The organism is Rhodococcus sp. BP-241 (assembly GCF_019836145.1).
Classification (GTDB): Bacteria; Actinomycetota; Actinomycetes; order Mycobacteriales; family Mycobacteriaceae; genus Rhodococcoides.
Genome location: NZ_JABUEI010000007.1, coordinates 157364 through 175088, shown reverse-complemented (window position 1 = coordinate 175088; position 17725 = coordinate 157364). Strand labels below are relative to the sequence as shown.

Below are 17725 nucleotides of genomic sequence, written 5' to 3'. Positions count from 1 at the left end.
CTCAGTCGTGGCTCACCGGTGACCCCGATGCGACCATGCCCCGCGCCAGCTCGAGTCGACGTCGGACGGCCGTGATCAACTCGTCGTCCGTCAGCGCGGCGGCGCTGGCGGCCAACTCGATCGACGCGTCGACTTCTCGAGGCTCGAGGTAGCGCGCGACGACGAGCGCCTCCACCGGATTCCGACCGAAGTGCCGTGCGACCGCGATCACGCGATCCGCACTCGGCGTGTTCTTCCCCAGTTTCCATCTCGAGACCGACGCGGGGTCCACCCCTGCAGCCCGCGCGATCTCCACTTGTGATGCTCTGTCTGTGACGCGGTTCAGATACTCCCACCACGTCTCCCCCACCCCGGACGTCTGATCCATGGCGCGAACACTACTGACACGGACGCAAGTTCACGCGCAGTGTGTCGATTGCCCGCCCGCCAGTGCATGTGTACCTTTCGTCTCGTGCGCGCAACGAGCGCGACACGATCGATCACCGGGGGGAATCGATGGCGAATCTCGAGCTGGACCGCGACGGGCTGGAACGACTACGGCGCTTCGCTCACATCACGACCGACGGGCAACTGGCCGAACGCATCGGGGTCGACCCGGCCACGGTCTCCCGCATTCTCAGCGGGAAGTGCGCGCCCGGAACGAAATTCATCGCCGGCCTGCTCTCGGAGTTCGGGACCGACCGCTTCGACGACGTCTTCGTGGTGACCGACGACCGCGTCATCGTGCCGGGAAATGGCGGATGAGCCCTTCCTGCACCACGGTCGCCACCAATTCTCCTCCGCGCGAGAAGAATCGGCCGGTGGCCAGTCCGCGGGACCCCGCGGCGACCGGCGACTCGGTGGCGTAGAGCATCCACTCGTCGAAGCGGAACGGACGGTGGAACCAGATGGAATGGTTCACTGTCGCGGCCACGATGCGGTCGAAACCCCAGGACAGACCGTGTGTGGTGATGATCGAGTCGAGCACCGTCGTGTCCGACGCGTATCCCATCGTGGCGACGTGCAGAGCGGGATCGTCGGGCAACGGTCCGTCGGACTTCATCCATACCCTGTTGTGGTTCGACCGTTCTCCGGTGCCCTTCATGATCCAGGCCGGATCATTGGCGTACCGCATGTCGATCGGCTTCAGCGCGTCCACGAACATCTTCAGACGGTCCTCGTACCCGTCGAAGTGGTTGCCCAGCGGCGGCAGCGATTCCGGGTACTCCACCTCGGGCCACTCGACGCTGTGCTCGAGGCCGCCGCGCGAGTCCTGGTAGGCGGCGAGCATGACGAACAGCTCCTCGTCACCCTGGTAAGCCGTCACCTGACGGTTGGCGAAGGCGCGGCCGTCACGATGACGTTCCACGCGGAAAGTGATGTCTCGCTTGACATCTCCGCCGCGAATGAAGTGTGCGTTGATGGCGTGGATCGGCCTCGCCCCGCTGACGGTGCGGCCGGCCGCGACCAGCGCCTGGGCGACCAGCTGTCCGCCGAACGTTCTGCTCCCGACCTCTGCCGGGTGACGGCCGACGTAGGTGTTCTCGTCGACCTCCGTGAGGTCGAGGATGTCCAGCAACACGTCGAGGTCGCGTGAGCGCCCCGCCGTGGCGATCGGCGCGTCCCCCCGACGCGCCGATTCCGGTCTGTCGACCGTTCCCCCCAGTTCGGTCACTTACCGGTCCTCTTCTCCGATTCGGTGCACGTGGATCAAGTTGGTGGAGCCTACAGTGCCGGGAGGCGCACCGGCGACGATCACGACCTGGTCGCCGCGGTGATAACGGTCGAGCTCGAGCAACGACTTGTCGACCTCACGCACCATGCCGTCGGTGGTGTCGACGAACGGCACCAGGAACGTCTCGGTGCCCCAGGTCAGAGCGAGCTGACTGCGCACCTCGGAGATGGACGTGAAGGCCAGCAGCGGCAGCCGCGAATGCAGACGCGCCATGCGCCGCACGGTGTCACCGGACTGCGTGAAGGCAACGAGAGCGCGTGCGTCGAGCCGCTCTCCGATGTCGCGAGCCGCGTAGGAGATGACGCCGCGCTTGGTGCGCGGAGTGTGGGTGAGCGCCGGAACCGCGTCGCCCTCCATCTCGACGGTCTCCACGATGCGTGCCATCGTGCGCACCGTCTCCATGACGAACTTGCCGACGGAGGTCTCGCCGGACAGCATGACGGCGTCGGTGCCGTCGAGCACCGCGTTCGCGACGTCGGACGCCTCCGCGCGGGTGGGACGCGAGTTCTCGATCATCGACTCGAGCATCTGCGTGGCGACGATGACAGGCTTGGCGTTGGCGCGCGCGATCTGGATGGCGCGCTTCTGCACCAGCGGCACCTGCTCGAGCGGGAGCTCGACACCGAGGTCACCACGCGCGACCATCACCGCGTCGAACGCGAGGACGATGGCCTCGAGGTTGTCGACCGCTTCCGGCTTCTCGATCTTGGCGATGACGGGGACCCGGCGGCCCACCCGGTCCATGATCGCGTGCACCAGCTCGACGTCGGCCGGCGACCGCACGAACGACAGTGCGATGAAGTCGACTCCCAGGGCCAGAGCGAACTCGAGATCCTCGGTGTCCTTGTCCGACATGGCGGGAACCGACACGTCCATGCCGGGGAGGGACACGCCCTTGTTGTTGCTGACGGGGCCGCCCTCGGTCACGCGGCAGAGGACGTCGTTGCCCTCGACACCGGTGACGACCAGACCGACCTTGCCGTCGTCGACGAGGAGGCGATCGCCTTCCTTGGCGTCCTGCGCGAGTTCCTTGTAGGTGGTGGAGACCCGATCGTGGGTGCCCTCGCACTCCTCGACCGTGATGCGGATCAGCTCACCGTTGGCCCAGGTGGTCTTGCCCTCCTTGAACCGGCCCAGCCGGATCTTCGGACCCTGCAGGTCGGCGAGGATGCCCACGGCCTTCCCGGTGGCGTTCGACGCCGCACGCACCCGCTTGTAGTTCGCCTCGTGGTCGGGGTAGTCGCCGTGGCTGAAATTCAGCCGAGCCACATCCATTCCGCTCTCGACGAGTTCCTTGATTCTCTCGTCGGTGGCAGTCGCCGGTCCCAGGGTGCATACGATCTTCGTCCGTCGGGTCACGGGCGCAAGCCTAGTCCCCGCCGGACCCGATTCCTATCGACGACGCCGCTCTATGTCCTGACAATTGGGCTACTGGCCAGTAGTTAACCGGGAGGTCGTTCAGGGTTTGAGAAGTCGGCCGTTCCCGTCGCGGACCTTGCTCACGAGCATCACGATGCCGTCGACGAGGCACCACAGCCAGACGGCCGCGTAGAGCGGGATACCGATCAACGCGCCGATGATCGTCACGGTCAGCAGGACGCTCACGATGAACGACACGAGCTGCGCGACGCCGAGCACCGTCGAGCCGATGTAGAACCGGCCGATGCCGAGCGGCAGACCGAAGAGCAGCGGGGCCAACTGGAGAACACCTGCCGTCACCTTCGACTTGTCGCCGAACGGTTCACCCGTCCCCATGTCTCGACCGAACGGCGCCATCGGATCGACGCCGTAGCCGCCCGCGAACGGTGGCTGCCCGTACTGCGGCTGCTGACCGTACTGGGGCTGACCGTACTGCGGCTGGGCGTACTGGGGCTGACCGTACTGGGGCTGGGCGTACGGGGTGTCCGCGGCCGGCCGTGCGGACCAGTCCGTCGACTCGGGCTCACGATTCCAGGAGCCGTACTCGCCGACCGGGTAGCCGAAGGCAGCCGTGTCACCGGCCGACGGTTCGGGGTACGTCCCCGGCGACGGGTAGGACGGGTAGGCGCCGGAACCCGGACCCTCGCCGAAACTGGCGTTGGTGTTCCACCCCGGACCGGGAGTGCTCCCGGTGACGTCGTCGGACCCCACGGGGTCCGAGCCGGTCGACTTCTTCGTCAGGTCAGGCTTGTCCGGATCGGTCACGTCCCTCGTCCTCACTCGTCGTCGGGGTGGTCACCTCGTCGGTGGATCGGTCCTCGTCCTTCGCCGGAGCATCGGCGTCCGCCTCGTCCGTCACCTCGCCGTCAGGCTCGACCTCGTCGGTCCGGGTGCGCAGCGTGGCCGGTTCCTCACGACCCTTGGGCGCGAGGACGACGTACGCCAGCGCGAGCAGGAAGACGATGCCGGAGGTGAACGAGTTGACGCGGATGCCGCCGATCAGCGTCGCGAAGTCGCTGCGCATCAGCTCGATGACGAAGCGTCCGGCGCAGTAGCCCGCGACGTACAGGGCGAAGATGCGGCCGCGTCCGAGGCGGAAGCGACGGTCGACCAGCACCAGGAGCACGACGACAACGACGTTCCACAACAGTTCGTACAGGAACGTCGGATGCACGACCCGCTCGACGATTCCGGTGGAGACGCCGGCGAGGGAGTCGACCCGACCGTTGGCGTCGACGCGTTCGTAGATCTCGAGGCCCCACGGCAGGGTGGTGTCGCGTCCGTAGAGCTCCTGGTTGAAGTAGTTGCCGATGCGGCCGATGGCCTGCGCGAGGAGGATGCCCGGCGCGACGGCGTCGCCGAAGGCCGGGAGCGGTATCCCGCGTCGCCTGCAGGCGATCCACGCGCCGACACCACCCAGGAAGACGGCGCCCCAGATGCCGAGACCGCCCTGCCAGATCTTGAGGGCGTCGATCGGATTGCCACCCTCGCCGAAGTACGTCGGCGCGTCGGTGATGACGTGGTAGAGCCGACCGCCGATGAGACCGAACGGCACGGCCCACACGGCGACGTCGAGGACGGTCCCCTTGTCGCCGCCGCGGGCGACCCAGCGGCGGTCACCCCACACGATCGCGACGACGATGCCGACGATGATGAAGAAGGCGTACGCCCGCAGTGCGAGCGGCCCGACGTACCAGACGCCCTGCGGCGGACTGGGGATGTAGGCGAGCACGGCGGTGTTCGCCGCGAGCATCACGACGCGGCCTTCGCCGACCGCACGCCCTCGGCGAGTTCTGCGGTGAGCGCGGAGACGGCGCCGACACCCTGGTCGACGGCGGAGACGAGCGCGGATCCGACGATGACGGCGTCGGCGTACGCGGCGATCTCCGCGGCCTGGGCACCGGAACGCACCCCGAGGCCGATGCCGATGGGGATGTCGGAGTGCACGCGGATGCGGGACACCAGTGCGGGCGCGGCCGAGGACACCGCATCGCGGGCACCCGTCACGCCCATGGTCGACGCGGCGTAGACGAAACCGCTGCTCGACTGCACGGTGCGCGAGAGACGCTCCTCCGTCGACGACGGTGCGACGAGGAAGATGCGATCGAGCCCGTGCTCCTCGGAGGCGCCGAGCCAGTCGCCGGCCTCGTCGGGGATCAGGTCCGGCGTGATCATGCCGAGGCCGCCCGCCGACGCGAGATTCGCGGCGAACTCGGTCACGCCGTACTTCATGACCGGGTTCCAGTACGTCATGACGACGGCCTTGCCACCGGCGTCGGCGATGGCCTCGACCACGGTGAAGACGTCGCGGACGCGGGCGCCGTTGGCCAGGGCGCGCCCTGCGGCGGCCGCGATGGTGGGGCCGTCCATGACGGGATCGGAGTACGGGACGCCGACCTCGATGATGTCGCAGCCGCTGTCGACGAGCGCGCGCACGGCGTCGATCGACTCGGGCACCGTCGGGAACCCGGCGGGCAGGTAGCCGACGAGGGCGGCGCGGTGCTCACCGCGGGTGTGGTCGAAGACCGGGCCCAACCGCGACGGACCGGAGTGCACCGGGATGGGGGTGGGGGTGCTCACGTCACGTTGCCCTTCTCGTCCAGGATGCCGAACCACTTCGCGGCGGTGTCGACGTCCTTGTCTCCGCGACCGGAGAGGTTGACCAGGATCATGGCGCCGTCACCGAGTTCACGGCCGAGCTTCACGGCACCCGCGATGGCGTGCGCGGACTCGATCGCCGGGATGATGCCCTCGGTCTTGCACAGCAGAGTGAAGGCCTCCATGGCCTCCGTGTCGGTGATGGGTCGGTACTCGGCTCGCCCGATGTCGTTGAGGTACGAGTGCTCCGGTCCGACGCCCGGGTAGTCGAGCCCGGCGGAGATGGAGTGCGAGTCGATGGTCTGACCGTCCTCGTCCTGCAGAAGGTACGAGAAGGCGCCGTGGAGGGCGCCGGGCGAGCCCGCACCGATGGTCGCGGCGTGGCGACCCGTCTCGATGCCGTCGCCGGCTGCCTCGTACCCGATCAGCCGGACGTCCGCGTCGTCGATGAAGGCGTGGAAGATGCCGATGGCGTTCGACCCGCCGCCGACGCACGCGGCGATGGCGTCGGGAAGCCGGCCGTGATCGTGCAGCATCTGCGCGCGTGCCTCCATGCCGATGATGCGCTGGAAATCGCGGACCATCATGGGGAACGGGTGCGGTCCGGCGACGGTGCCGAAGCAGTAGTAGGTCTCGTCCGCGTTGGTCACCCAGTCGCGCAGCGCCTCGTTGATGGCGTCCTTGAGTGTGCGCGAGCCGGACGTCACCGCGACGACGTCGGAACCGAGGAGCTTCATCCGGGCGACGTTGAGGGCCTGACGCTCGGTGTCCACCTCGCCCATGTAGACGAGGCACTCGAGGCCGAGCAGCGCACAGGCCGTGGCCGTGGCGACGCCGTGCTGGCCCGCGCCCGTCTCGGCGATGACGCGGGTCTTGCCCATCCGCTTGGCGAGCAGCACCTGGCCCAGCACGTTGTTGATCTTGTGCGAACCGGTGTGGTTGAGGTCCTCGCGCTTGAGGAAGATGCGGGCCCCACCGGCCTGCTTCGACAGATTCGCCGCCTCGAAGATCGGCGACGGGCGACCGGTGTAGTCGCGCTGCAGACGATCGAGCTCGTCGAGGAAGTCTCGATCTCCGCGCGCCTTGGCGTACTCGGTGGTGACTTCCTCGATGACGCCCATGAGCGCCTCGGGCACGTAGCGGCCGCCGTACTTACCGAAGTGTCCGCCGAGGTCGGGGTCGTGATCGGTGCGATCGGTGATGCCGTCGCTCGAGTTCGGAAGATAGCTGGTAGTCACGGTGTCGAGTCTGCCCGATGACACACCGGGACGACGAGCCGGGTGGAGCCTGAAATCAGCGCGCAGGCTTCGGGCAGGAGGGGTGCGTTCCGGCCGCGACCAGGTCACGCACCGCGGACCGCGGGTCGCCGCTGGTGACCAGTCCCTCACCGACGAGAACCGCGTCGGCACCCGCTCCGGCGTAGGCCAGGAGATCGGCGGTGCCGCGGACGCCGGACTCGGCGACCCGGATGATGTCCGACGGCAGGCCGGGCGCGATGCGGGAGAAGGTGTCCGGGTCGACGTCGAGTGTCTTGAGGTTGCGGGCGTTGACGCCGATGACCTTGGCGCCGGCCTCGAGCGCGCGGTCCGCTTCCTCCTCGGTGTGCACCTCGACCAGCGGGGTCATGCCGAGCGACTCGGTGCGGTCGAGCAGGGACGCGAGGGCGTCCTGCTCCAGAGCCGCGACGATCAGCAGGATCATGTCGGCGCCGTGGGCGCGAGCCTCGTGGATCTGGTACGGCCCGACGATGAAGTCCTTGCGCAGCACGGGGATCTCGACGGCGCGACGCACGGCGTCGAGATCGTCCAGCGATCCGCGGAAGCGGCGCTCCTCGGTGAGCACGCTGATGACGCGCGCTCCGCCCGACTCGTAGGCACCCGCGAGCACGGCGGGGTCCGGAATGTCGGCCAGCGCACCCTTGGAAGGGCTGGCGCGCTTGACCTCTGCGATGACGGCGATGCCCGGCTCGATGAGCGCGGCGGCGGCGTCGAGGGCCGGCCGCGCGGCGGCGGCGGCCTTCTTGACGGAGGCGAAGTCCACCACGGATTCACGGGCCTGCGTGTCGGCCCGTACACCGTCGAGGATCGAATCGAGAACGGTCATCGGTGTCCCCCGCGTCCTTCCGCCAGAGTGGTGAATGTCTGCTCGACATCGCAGTGGATGTGTGGCGCTGCTCATCCGGTGCGCTCAGAGTAGAGGCCGGAGTAACACCACCGACTAGCGGGTCTCACCGCCGCGGGGTCGGTCGTCGACACCGGTGGCGTCGTCGGTCACGGTCGGGTCGGCACCGGAGTCCAGCGCGTCCCAGATGGCCCGCTCGCTCGGTTCCTCGTCGGCGTCCACGGCGGCAGACCGAACGTCCTGTTCGGCGCGCTCACGGCGCACCGCGGGACTGTCGTACCGGGCCGACAGGCCGGCCTTGGAGCGGGACGTGCGCGCGACCACGACGGCGGCGGCCAGCGCGAGCAGACCGCCCAGGAGCGCGAGTGCGGCGGGCGCGCGGCTCGCCTCCGCGGAGAGGACCTCGGCACGACCGGGTAGTTCCGCCAGCGCGCCGGCGCGCTCCGGATCCACGCCCGAGACGATCAACTGCACCGCGGGGACGGCGGCTCCGACACCGACGAGCGCGACGAGCACCGCGAGCAGTACCGTCCACCGTCCGCGGATCGCGAACAGGGCCGCCACCGCAGCGATGGCCGCGATGGCCAACGGCGTGGTCGCCGCGGCCCACGTACCTCCGACGAGCGAGGACGTCTGCTGCTCCCCCAGCCCGTCCGAGCTGACGACCCGGACCCAGGTCATCCGCGACGACGCCCACAGCGCCAGCGCCGCGAGAGCCAGGAGCAGCGCGGCGAGACCGACGCCCCCGCGTTTCACTCGGCGCCTCCGACGGTGGTCACCGTCTCCGCTGCGGCCACCGCGCTGAGCACCGCCATCGCCTTGTTGCGCGCCTCGGTGTCCTCGTACTCGGCGACCGAGTCGGCCACCACGCCGGCACCCGCCTGGACGTACGCGGTGCCGTTCTTGATGAGGGCGGAGCGGATGCAGATCGCCGTGTCGGCGTCCCCGTCGAAGTCGAGGTATCCGACGATGCCGCCGTAGACGCCGCGGCGGGTCGGTTCGAGTTCCTCGATGAGCTCCATCGCCCGCACCTTGGGAGCGCCCGACAGCGTGCCCGCCGGGAAGCAGGCGCGGACGGCGTCGAGTGCGTGCCTGCCCTCGTCGAGCCGACCCGTCACCGTCGACACCAGGTGCATGACGTGGCTGTAGCGCTCGACGTGGCGGTACTCGGTGACCTTGACCGTGCCCGGCTCGCAGACCCGCCCGAGATCGTTGCGTCCGAGGTCCACCAGCATGAGGTGCTCGGAGTTCTCCTTCTCGTCCACGAGGAGGTCCTTCTCGAGCAAGAGGTCGTCCTCCTCGGTGGCGCCGCGCCACCGGGTCCCGGCGATCGGGTGCGTCGTCGCGACACCGTCGGCGACCGTCACGAGGGACTCGGGGCTCGACCCGACGATCGAGAACGCGGTCTCGCCGTCCGCGCCGGGGACGTGCATCAGGTACATGTACGGGCTGGGATTGGAGCGTCGGAGCATGCGATAGACGTCGAGCGGCGTCGCGGTGGTCTCCATCTCGAAACGCTGGGACAGCACCACCTGGAACGCCTCGCCCGCCTCGATCTCCTCGACCAGGCGGTGCACGTCGGCGCCGAACCCCTCGGAGGTCCGCTGGCGCCGGAACTGCGGCTCGGGTCGCGAGAACGACGCCACCGTGGACTCCGCGGCGGACGACAGTGCGAGGGTCATGCGGTCGAGCCGTGCCACCGCGTCGTCGTACGCCTCGTCGACCCGCTCGTCGGTGCCGTTCCAGTTCACCGCGTTGGCGATGAGGGTGATCGCACCCTCGTGGTGGTCCACCGCGGCCAGATCGGTCGCGAGGAGCATCACCATCTCGGGGATCTGCAGATCGTCCTCGGTGAGGTCGGGCAGTCGCTCGATGTGGCGCACCGCGTCGTAGCCGAGATACCCCACCATCCCACCGGTGAGCGGGGGCAGGTCCGGCAACCGTTCGGAGCGGAGCAGCTCGATGGTGGCTCCGAGTGCGTCCAGCGGATGGCCACCCGACGGGGCACCCGCCGGAGTCTCCCCCATCCACGCGGCCTCGCCGTCCACGACCGTGAGCGCACTGGGGCTGCCCGCACCGATGAACGACCACCGGGACCACGACCGCCCGTTCTCGGCTGATTCGAGCAGGAACGTGCCGGGCCGGTCACCGGCGAGCTTGCGGTACGCCGACAGCGGAGTCTCGGAGTCCGCGAGGACCTTGCGGACGACGGGGACCACGCGATGGACGGCGGCCAGTTGGCGGAACTGCTCCCGGGTGGTGGTTCCGGGTGCCGGGTCCTTCTGCGAATCCATGGGTGTCATCTTCCCGGGTGCCGTCCCGCCGGGTTCGGGAGGTGCCGAACGCGGTGGTCGCACGGGCGGTGGGACACTCGACGAGTCGGAAACCGAACTGGTCGGTCGTGATCCGGCACGAGGAGAGGAACGCGCACCCGATGACCGCGACACCGCCGTCCGAGACACACCCGGACGAGATGCGCTGGCTCACACCGGCACAGCAGGACGCCTGGCGCGTGCTGGTCGCCTTCGTGACCCGGTTGCCCGCCGCGCTGGACACCCAGTTGCAGCGCGACTCCGGACTGACGCACTTCGACTACTTCGTGATGGCGACGCTGTCCGAGGCTCCGGATCGTCGGCTGCGCCTACGTGACCTCGCGGACTTCGCCAACGCGTCGCTGTCCCGGCTGTCGCACGTGATGACCAAGCTCGAGCGCGCCGGATGGGCCCGGCGGGAGAGCATCAGCGGCGGCCGCGGCTCCCACGCCGTTCTCACGGACGAGGGGTACGCGAAGGTGGTCGCCACGGCTCCCGGCCACGTCTCCACGGTGCGGTCACTCGTGTTCGACGGGCTGGACGACGAGCAGGTCGAGACGATGCGAGCACTCGCCGAGGTCATGGTCACCAACCTCGACGCCGGCATCGCCCGCGACGGCGGTGGCTGACCGCCGGTACTCAGGCGGTCGGGGGCTCGCTCAGCAATACGTCTGCGTCGAAGCACGAGTGATCACCGGTGTGGCACGCGCCGCCGGTCTGATCGACCGTCAGCAGGATCGTGTCACCGTCGCAGTCGAGGCGGACCTCGTGGACGTACTGTGCGTGTCCGGACGACTCGCCCTTGACCCAGTACTCCTGCCGTGACCGCGACCAGTACGTGCCCTTGCGCGTCGCGAGCGTCATGGCCAGGGCCGTGTCGTCCATCCACGCGACCATGAGCACGTCACCGGTGCCGCGTTCCTGCGCGACGGCGCACACCAGTCCGTCGTCGGTGCGCTTGAGACGGTCGGCGATCGCCGGATCGAGAACGGGGGCGCTCATCGAACCTCCACACCGTCCGCGCGCAGAGCGCCCTTGACGTCGCCGATGGTCATCTCGCCGAAGTGGAAGACGCTGGCCGCGAGAACGGCATCGGCACCCGCGGCCACGGCGGGCGCGAAGTGCTCGACGGCGCCGGCGCCGCCACTGGCGATGACCGGGACCCGGACGGCCGCGCGGACAGCGGTGATCATGGCGATGTCGAAGCCGGCCTTCGTGCCGTCCGCGTCCATCGAGTTGAGCAGGATCTCGCCCACCCCGAGTTCGGCCCCGCGGTGTGCCCACTCCACGGCGTCGACGCCGGTACCGCGGCGGCCGCCGTGCGTGGTCACCTCCCAACCGGACGCCGTCGGCGCCTCGCCCTCGGGCACCGTCCGGGCGTCGACCGACAGCACGATGCACTGCGATCCGAATCGAGAGCTCAACTCGCGCAACAACTCCGGTCGCGCGAGCGCTGCCGTGTTGACGGACACCTTGTCGGCGCCCGCTCGCAGGAGCGTGTCCACGTCCTGCACGGTGCGGACACCGCCGCCCACGGTGAGCGGAATGAACACCTGCTCCGCGGTGCGGGTCACCACGTCGAGCATCGTGGCGCGACCACCGGACGACGCGGTGACGTCGAGGAAAGTCAACTCGTCGGCACCTTCGGCGTCGTACTTCGCGGCGAGCTCGACCGGGTCACCCGCATCGCGCAGATCGGCGAAGTTGACACCCTTGACGACGCGACCGGCATCGACGTCCAGGCACGGGATGACGCGTACGGCGACACTCATCTCCGGACTCCTTCCCGCGCGCGCGATGTCGGTGTGTACGTGGACGGCTCGCCGACTCCGGCGAGCACCTGCAGCAGTTCCTCGTGCACGCCGGGGGCTGCGGCGAGCACCGACGTCGAGGTCACCGTCCACGGCTCCCCCGCCAGATCGGTGACGATCCCGCCGGCGGCGCGGACCAGCATCGCTCCGGCGGCGTTGTCCCACGCATGGTGGCCGAACACGATCGACGCACCGAGTGTTCCCGCCGCGGTGTACGCGAGGTCCAGTCCGGTCGACCCGTGCATGCGGATCCGTGAGGAGACGCGGCTGATGTCCGAGAGCACCTGTACCCGATAAGCGCCGGGCAACCGGCCGCGGCTGTCGATGTTGAACGCACCGAATCCGACGATGGAGGAGGCGAGTGCGGAGGTGGGCAGCGCGGGGAGCGCCTCCCCGTCCCGGTGCACGGGTCCGCCCTCCACCGCCCAGAAGCGTTGGCCGATCAGCGGAAGCCACGTCAGACCGATGACCGGGCGCCCGTCGACGAGCAGCGACAGCAGGGTGCCCGCCGTGGGCAGCCCGAACGAGTAGTTGAAGGTCCCGTCGATCGGATCGAGCACCCACACGGTGCCGGACTCGACGGGTGGCCCGCCGAACTCCTCGCCGTGCACGGGGATCTGGGTATGCTCCTGCAGTTCCTCGACCAGCCGACGTTCGAGCTCGAGGTCGACCGCGGTGGCGAAGTCGTCCGGCCCCTTGGCCACGGCGCTGGGCGCGCCGGCGCCCGCGACGAACCGCTCGTGGGTGCCGTCGAGCAGGGTGCGCGCGGTGGCCGCGAGAGCGTCCAGGTCCACGGCGGTCACGTCGCCGACGATGCGCTGTCCGCGACGGCGGCGAGGGCCTCGGGCAGCGTGAAGCGGCCGGCGTAGAGGGCCTTGCCGACGATGGAACCCTCGACGCCCTTGTCGGTCAGCGTGGCGATGGCGACCAGATCCGCGACGGTGGACACTCCGCCGGACGCGATGACCGGCGCGTCGGTGACAGCGCAGACCTGTTCGAGCAGTTCGAGATTGGGGCCGGTCAGAGTGCCGTCCCGCGTGACGTCGGTGACCACGTACCGCGAGCACCCGTCGCGGTCGAGCCGCTCCAGCACCTCCCACAGATCGCCGCCGTCACTCACCCAGCCGCGACCGCGCAGGCGGTGCTCACCGTCGACGATGCGCACGTCCAGTCCCACGGCGACACGATCGCCGTACTCACCGATGGCGCGGCGGCACCACTCCGGATCCTCGAGTGCGGCGGTGCCGAGGTTGACGCGCGCGCAGCCCGTCGCGAGCGCTGCCCGCAGGCTCTCGTCGTCGCGGATGCCACCGGACAGCTCGACCTTCACGTCGAGTTCCCCCACCACGCTCGCGAGGAGGTCGCGGTTCGAACCGCGGCCGAAGGCGGCGTCCAGATCTACCAGATGCACCCACTCGGCGCCGTCGTTCTGCCAGGCCAGCGCGGCGTCGCGCGGAGAGCCGTAGGCGGTCTCGCTGCCTGCCTCTCCCTGCACGAGACGAACAGCTTGACCATCGGCGACATCGACTGCGGGGAGAAGTACCAGGCTCACGTTCGACGAGGTTACCGGCACGATCCGCGGCGACACCGGGCAGGGCGGCGCGTCAGTCGGACGGCTCGGACCCGTCGGGCTCCTCGCCGAAGGATCGGCGAACGGACGCCTTCGCCACCGGCGACGCGCAGACGCCTGTGGCGACGAGTCCGACGGCCACCACCAGCAGCCCCACCGGACCACTCGGCTGCAGCAGCCAGAGGACGAGCGTGGTCGCGGCGAGCACCAGGGTCGCCGCACCGAGGACGAGCCCGGTGTGGCGACCCAGTGAGAACTCGCGGGGCTCGCTCATCCGAGGGTGCGGAGCCAGTTCTCGAGCAGCGTGGCGCCGGCGTCGCCGGACTTCTCCGGGTGGAACTGTGTCGCGGAGAGAGGGCCGTTCTCCACCGCCGCGAGGAACTCGCCGCCGTGATCGGCCCACGTGAGAACCGGAGCGGCAAGCGACTCGCTCGGTGCCATCTCCCAGTCCTGCACGCCGTACGAGTGCACGAAGTAGAAGCGCGTGTCGGGATCCATGCCCGCGAACAGCACCGAGTCCTCGCCCGGGCGCACCGTGTTCCAGCCCATGTGCGGGAGCACCTCGGCCTGCAGCTTCTCCACGGTGCCGGGCCACTGGCCGCAGCCGGTGGCGGGCACGTCGAACTCGACGCCGCGGTCGAACATGATCTGCATGCCGACGCAGATGCCGAGCACGGGGCGGCCCCCGGCGAGCCGCTTGTCGACGAGCTCGTCGCCGCGCACCGACAGCAGACCGTCCATGCATGCGCCGAACGCGCCGACACCGGGCACGACCAGTCCGTCGGCCTGCAGCGCGACGCGGTGGTCGGACGTCACCGTGACGTCGGCGCCCACACGTTCGAGCGCGCGCTGCGCCGAGTGCAGGTTGCCGGAACCGTAATCCAGCAACGCGACAGACTTGCCTGCCCTTCCCGGCCGGCCTCCTGCCTTCCCGCCGATCTCCGGCCGGCCTCCGGCCTTCCCGCCGATCTCCGGCCGGCCTCCGGCCTTCCCGCTGCTCACAAGCTTCCCTTCGTCGACGGCACTCCCGAGACCCGCGGATCGGGCTCGACGGCCGCGCGGAGGGCGCGAGCGACGGCCTTGAACTCGGCCTCGGTGACGTGGTGCTGGTCGCGTCCGTACAGCACCCGGACGTGCAGTGCGATACGCGCATTGGACGCGATCGACTCGAAGACGTGGCGGTTGATCACCGTGGCGTACGGGGTTCCCGGGTAGCCGCCGATGATCGCGTGCAGCATGTGCTCCGGTTCCCCGGTGTGCACGCAGTACGGCCGACCGGACACGTCGACCGAGGCGTGTGCCAGCGTCTCGTCCATCGGAATGAACGCGTCACCGAAACGGCGAATTCCCTTCTTGTCGCCGAGTGCCTGGCCCAGCGCCTGTCCGAGGACGATAGCGGTGTCCTCGACCGTGTGATGCGCCTCGATCTCGATGTCGCCCTTCGCGTGCACCGTGAGGTCGAAACTCGCGTGCGTCCCGAGCGCGGTGAGCATGTGGTCGAAGAACGGCACACCGGTGGATACGTCGACGATGCCGGTGCCGTCGAGATTCAGCTCCACCGTGATGGACGACTCCTTGGTGGTCCGCTCGATGCGCGCGATGCGGTTCGGGGTCATGATGCTGCTCACTGGTCGGATCCTCTGCTGGGGTTCAGGTGGCGGGGGCGGACGAGTGGACGACGTCCTCGGACAGGTCGGCGCTGACGTCGAGGAACCGATCGTTCTCGGCCACGGTGCCGATGGTGACGCGGAGATGCCCCGCGATGCCGACGTCGCGGATGAGCACGCCCTGATCGAGGTACCGAGACCACACCGCGGGCGCATCGTCGAACAGGCCGAACAGCACGAAGTTGGCGCTGCTGGGCACCACTCGGTAGCCCAGGACGGCGAGCCGGGCGACGACGCGATCACGCTCGGCCGCCAGCTCGGCCACCGAGGCCAGCGTGTCGTCGGCGTGGCGCAGTGCGGCGCGCGCGGCAGCCTGGGTGAGCACCGACAGGTGGTACGGCAGCCGCACCAGGAGCAGTGCGTCCACGACGGCCGGAGCGGCCACCAGGTACCCGAGTCGCCCACCCGCGAACGCGAAGGCCTTGCTCATGGTCCGGCTGACGACGACTCGGCTGGGGAACTCGTCGATGAGGTCGACCGCGCTGGGCGCCGCCGAGAACTCGCCGTACGCCTCGTCGACGACGAGGATCCCGGTGGTCGCGGAGGCGAGACGCCGGAGGTCGTCGAGCGAGAGACTGTGTCCCGTCGGGTTGTTGGGGCTGGTGACGAACACGACGTCCGGCGTCATCGACTCGATCGCGGCCACGGCCGCGTCGATGTCCAGCGAGAAGTCGTCACGCCGATGCAGATCGAGGAACTCGGTCTGGGTGCCCGCCGAGATGATGGGGTGCATCGAGTACGACGGCACGAATCCCAGCGCCGTGCGTCCCGGCCCCCCGAATGCCTGCAGCAACTGCTGCAGGATCTCGTTCGATCCGTTCGCGGCCCACAGGTTGTCGACGGTGACGGGCACCCCCGTACGGGCCGCCACGTACGCGGCGAGATCCGTGCGCAGTGCGACGGCGTCCCGATCGGGATAGCGGTGCAGCGACGCTGCCGCCTCCCGCACGGAGCGGGCGACGTCCTCCACGAGCGCTGCCGACGGTGGGTGCGGGTTCTCGTTGGTGTTGAGCTGCACCGGCACCTCGAGCTGCGGCGCACCGTACGGAGACTTCCCGACGAGCGAGTCGCGCAGCGGCAGGTCCGACAGTGCGGTCCCGGCGCCGGGCGCGGCCGTCACGATCGGCTCTCGAACCGCACGCGGACGGCATCACCGTGCGCCGGCAGATCCTCCGCGTTCGCGAGGGCGACGACGTGCTTCGCGACGCCGTCGAGAGCGTCGCGCGAGTAGTCGACGATGTGGATGCCGCGCAGGAAGGTCTGCACCGACAACCCGGACGAGTGACGGGCGCATCCGGCCGTCGGCAGGACGTGGTTCGACCCGGCGCAGTAGTCGCCGAGGCTCACCGGCGACCACGGTCCGACGAACACCGCTCCGGCGCTGCGGATGCGGCCCGCCACCTCGGAGGCGTTCTCGGTCTGGATCTCGAGGTGTTCCGCGGCGTAGGCGTCGACCGTGCGGATGCCGTCGTCCACCGTGTCCACCAGCACGATGCCCGACTGCTCACCGGACAGCGCCGTCGCGACGCGTTCGGAGTGCTTGGTGGTGAGCGTGCGCTCGGCGACCTCGCGCGTGACGGCGTCCGCCAGGGCGACCGAGGTGGTGACGAGCACGCTCGCCGCCAGCACGTCGTGTTCGGCCTGCGAGATCAGATCGGCGGCGACGTGCACCGGGTCGGCGGTGTCGTCGGCCAGGATGGCGATCTCGGTGGGCCCGGCCTCGGAGTCGATGCCCACCGCTCCACGGCACAACCGCTTCGCCGCGGTGACGTAGATGTTGCCCGGGCCGGTGATCATGTCCACGGGCTCGAGCGGCGCACCGTCGGTGTCCACGCCGCCGTAGGTGAGCAGTGCGACGCCCTGGGCACCGCCGACCGCCCAGACCTCGTCCACGCCGAGCAACGCTGCCGCCGCCAGGATGGTGGGGTGCGGGAGGCCGCCGAAGTCCGCCTGCGGCGGCGAGGCGACGACGAGGCTGCCGACGCCGGCGACCTGCGCGGGGACGACGTTCATGACGACGGACGACGGGTACACGGCGTTGCCGCCCGGTACGTACAGTCCGACTCGCTCGACCGGGACCCACTTCTCGGTGACGGTTCCACCGGGGACGACGGTGGTCACGGTCTCGGACCGACGCTGATCCTCGTGCACGATGCGCGAACGCTCGATGGACACCTCGAGTGCCGCCCGCACGTCGGGATCGAGCTGGTCCAGAGCCTTCTCGAGCTCGGCGGCCGGGACTCGCACGGAGTCGGGACGCACGCGGTCGAACGTCTCGCTGTACTCGAGCGCCGCGTCGGCGCCGCGCTCACGCACCGCCTCGACCACCGGGGTGACCAGATGCAGCACCGAGTTCACGTCCACTCCACCCCGTGGGAGAACCGCGCGCAGCTCGGCGGTGGACGGAGAGCTGCCGCGTAGATCCACGCGTCGCAACTCGGTGCGGGCAGTCATGGGTGATCCTCTCGGGTCGAGCAAGGGCGCGCCGGTCGGCGCACGTCGATTATCGCTCG

At 69.6% G+C, this 17725-nt stretch carries 21 protein-coding genes; 2 read left to right on the top strand and 19 right to left on the bottom strand.

From position 1 onward, the window contains the following. Position 1 precedes the first annotated feature (1 nt). A complete protein-coding gene (locus HQ308_RS15755; protein WP_082544652.1) occupies positions 2-367 on the bottom strand; it encodes a helix-turn-helix transcriptional regulator in 366 nt (121 codons plus the stop codon). Positions 368-495: 128 nt separating this feature from the next. Between HQ308_RS15755 and HQ308_RS15750 the strand changes: the two genes are divergently transcribed. Next, entirely contained in the window at positions 496-744 is a 249-nt protein-coding gene (locus tag HQ308_RS15750; protein WP_027506778.1) for a helix-turn-helix transcriptional regulator, read from the top strand. Here HQ308_RS15750 and HQ308_RS15745 read toward each other — a convergent pair. The 9 genes from HQ308_RS15745 to HQ308_RS15705 all read right to left on the bottom strand — a co-directional run bounded on the left by HQ308_RS15745 (position 719) and on the right by HQ308_RS15705 (position 10146). Beyond that, a complete protein-coding gene (locus tag HQ308_RS15745) occupies positions 719-1594 on the bottom strand; it encodes an acyl-CoA thioesterase II (RefSeq protein ID WP_027506779.1) in 876 nt (291 codons plus the stop codon). The two genes, HQ308_RS15750 and HQ308_RS15745, sit on opposite strands and share 26 nt — an antisense overlap. A gap of 60 nt (positions 1595-1654) precedes the next feature. Continuing rightward, positions 1655-3073 (bottom strand): pyruvate kinase, encoded by a 1419-nt coding sequence (gene pyk / locus HQ308_RS15740; RefSeq protein ID WP_222647071.1) that lies wholly within the window; start codon positions 3071-3073, stop codon positions 1655-1657. A 99-nt stretch (positions 3074-3172) separates the two neighbouring features. Beyond that, on the bottom strand, positions 3173-3898 hold the full coding sequence (locus HQ308_RS15735; protein ID WP_222647070.1) for a TM2 domain-containing protein: 726 nt from the start codon (positions 3896-3898) through the stop codon (positions 3173-3175). Next, entirely contained in the window at positions 3876-4886 is a 1011-nt protein-coding gene (lgt, locus tag HQ308_RS15730) for a prolipoprotein diacylglyceryl transferase (RefSeq protein WP_222647125.1), read from the bottom strand. Before lgt ends, HQ308_RS15735 begins: the two co-directional genes overlap by 23 nt. Continuing rightward, a complete protein-coding gene (trpA, locus tag HQ308_RS15725) occupies positions 4886-5689 on the bottom strand; it encodes a tryptophan synthase subunit alpha (protein WP_056448083.1) in 804 nt (267 codons plus the stop codon). Before trpA ends, lgt begins: the two co-directional genes overlap by 1 nt. Positions 5690-5709: 20 nt before the next feature. Beyond that, positions 5710-6969 carry a tryptophan synthase subunit beta gene (gene trpB / locus HQ308_RS15720; RefSeq protein ID WP_027506783.1) on the bottom strand — a complete coding sequence of 420 codons (1260 nt, stop codon included), beginning with the start codon at positions 6967-6969 and terminating at the stop codon, positions 5710-5712. Positions 6970-7024: 55 nt separating this feature from the next. Continuing rightward, positions 7025-7834 (bottom strand): indole-3-glycerol phosphate synthase TrpC, encoded by an 810-nt coding sequence (trpC, locus tag HQ308_RS15715; protein ID WP_027506784.1) that lies wholly within the window; start codon positions 7832-7834, stop codon positions 7025-7027. Positions 7835-7948: 114 nt separating this feature from the next. Beyond that, complete coding sequence (locus HQ308_RS15710) at positions 7949-8608, bottom strand: TIGR02234 family membrane protein (RefSeq protein WP_222627037.1); 660 nt, start codon at positions 8606-8608, stop codon at positions 7949-7951. Next, a complete protein-coding gene (locus HQ308_RS15705) occupies positions 8605-10146 on the bottom strand; it encodes an anthranilate synthase component I (RefSeq protein ID WP_231476445.1) in 1542 nt (513 codons plus the stop codon). Before HQ308_RS15705 ends, HQ308_RS15710 begins: the two co-directional genes overlap by 4 nt. Positions 10147-10286: 140 nt before the next feature. On the opposite strand from HQ308_RS15705, the gene HQ308_RS15700 reads away from it, so the two are divergent. Continuing rightward, a complete protein-coding gene (locus HQ308_RS15700; protein WP_222627041.1) occupies positions 10287-10793 on the top strand; it encodes a MarR family winged helix-turn-helix transcriptional regulator in 507 nt (168 codons plus the stop codon). A gap of 10 nt (positions 10794-10803) precedes the next feature. Here the strand turns inward: HQ308_RS15700 and hisI are convergent, their stop codons facing one another. From hisI to hisD, 9 genes are read right to left on the bottom strand one after another with little or no spacing between them, the layout of a single operon-like run. Then, positions 10804-11166, bottom strand: a complete 363-nt coding sequence (hisI, locus tag HQ308_RS15695; protein WP_056447928.1) for a phosphoribosyl-AMP cyclohydrolase — start codon at positions 11164-11166, stop codon at positions 10804-10806. After that, positions 11163-11936 (bottom strand): imidazole glycerol phosphate synthase subunit HisF, encoded by a 774-nt coding sequence (gene hisF, locus HQ308_RS15690; protein WP_027506789.1) that lies wholly within the window; start codon positions 11934-11936, stop codon positions 11163-11165. Before hisF ends, hisI begins: the two co-directional genes overlap by 4 nt. Further along, positions 11933-12778 (bottom strand): inositol monophosphatase family protein, encoded by an 846-nt coding sequence (locus HQ308_RS15685; RefSeq protein ID WP_222647069.1) that lies wholly within the window; start codon positions 12776-12778, stop codon positions 11933-11935. Before HQ308_RS15685 ends, hisF begins: the two co-directional genes overlap by 4 nt. After that, a complete protein-coding gene (gene priA / locus HQ308_RS15680; RefSeq protein WP_037186668.1) occupies positions 12775-13527 on the bottom strand; it encodes a bifunctional 1-(5-phosphoribosyl)-5-((5-phosphoribosylamino)methylideneamino)imidazole-4-carboxamide isomerase/phosphoribosylanthranilate isomerase PriA in 753 nt (250 codons plus the stop codon). The genes HQ308_RS15685 and priA overlap by 4 nt, the downstream gene beginning before the upstream one ends. Before the next feature lie 52 nt (positions 13528-13579). After that, positions 13580-13819 (bottom strand): hypothetical protein, encoded by a 240-nt coding sequence (locus tag HQ308_RS15675; RefSeq protein ID WP_222647068.1) that lies wholly within the window; start codon positions 13817-13819, stop codon positions 13580-13582. Continuing rightward, positions 13816-14484, bottom strand: coding sequence for an imidazole glycerol phosphate synthase subunit HisH (gene hisH / locus HQ308_RS15670; protein ID WP_222647119.1), 669 nt, complete (start codon positions 14482-14484; stop codon positions 13816-13818). The genes HQ308_RS15675 and hisH overlap by 4 nt, the downstream gene beginning before the upstream one ends. 59 nt (positions 14485-14543) lie before the next feature. Next, a complete protein-coding gene (hisB, locus tag HQ308_RS15665) occupies positions 14544-15161 on the bottom strand; it encodes an imidazoleglycerol-phosphate dehydratase HisB (protein WP_222647117.1) in 618 nt (205 codons plus the stop codon). Positions 15162-15195: 34 nt separating this feature from the next. Beyond that, positions 15196-16332, bottom strand: coding sequence for a histidinol-phosphate transaminase (locus tag HQ308_RS15660; protein ID WP_222647067.1), 1137 nt, complete (start codon positions 16330-16332; stop codon positions 15196-15198). Beyond that, the gene (gene hisD, locus HQ308_RS15655; RefSeq protein WP_056447913.1) at positions 16329-17666 is read right to left on the bottom strand and encodes a histidinol dehydrogenase; all 1338 of its coding nucleotides are present in this window, start codon (positions 17664-17666) and stop codon (positions 16329-16331) included. Before hisD ends, HQ308_RS15660 begins: the two co-directional genes overlap by 4 nt. Positions 17667-17725: the final 59 nt, after the last annotated feature.

Excerpts from the sequence above, each read along its gene's own strand:
- hisF (WP_027506789.1), bottom strand. The coding sequence starts at position 11,936 with ATGAGTGTCGCCGTACGCGTCATCCCGTGCCTGGACGTCGATGCCGGT.
- HQ308_RS15700 (WP_222627041.1), top strand. The coding sequence starts at position 10,287 with ATGACCGCGACACCGCCGTCCGAGACACACCCGGACGAGATGCGCTGG.
- hisD (WP_056447913.1), bottom strand. The coding sequence starts at position 17,666 with ATGACTGCCCGCACCGAGTTGCGACGCGTGGATCTACGCGGCAGCTCT.
- hisB (WP_222647117.1), bottom strand. The coding sequence starts at position 15,161 with ATGACCCCGAACCGCATCGCGCGCATCGAGCGGACCACCAAGGAGTCG.
- HQ308_RS15750 (WP_027506778.1), top strand. The coding sequence starts at position 496 with ATGGCGAATCTCGAGCTGGACCGCGACGGGCTGGAACGACTACGGCGC.
- HQ308_RS15675 (WP_222647068.1), bottom strand. The coding sequence starts at position 13,819 with ATGAGCGAGCCCCGCGAGTTCTCACTGGGTCGCCACACCGGGCTCGTC.
- HQ308_RS15755 (WP_082544652.1), bottom strand. The coding sequence starts at position 367 with ATGGATCAGACGTCCGGGGTGGGGGAGACGTGGTGGGAGTATCTGAAC.
- trpC (WP_027506784.1), bottom strand. The coding sequence starts at position 7,834 with ATGACCGTTCTCGATTCGATCCTCGACGGTGTACGGGCCGACACGCAG.
- HQ308_RS15705 (WP_231476445.1), bottom strand. The coding sequence starts at position 10,146 with ATGGATTCGCAGAAGGACCCGGCACCCGGAACCACCACCCGGGAGCAG.
- lgt (WP_222647125.1), bottom strand. The coding sequence starts at position 4,886 with ATGCTCGCGGCGAACACCGCCGTGCTCGCCTACATCCCCAGTCCGCCG.
- hisI (WP_056447928.1), bottom strand. The coding sequence starts at position 11,166 with ATGAGCGCCCCCGTTCTCGATCCGGCGATCGCCGACCGTCTCAAGCGC.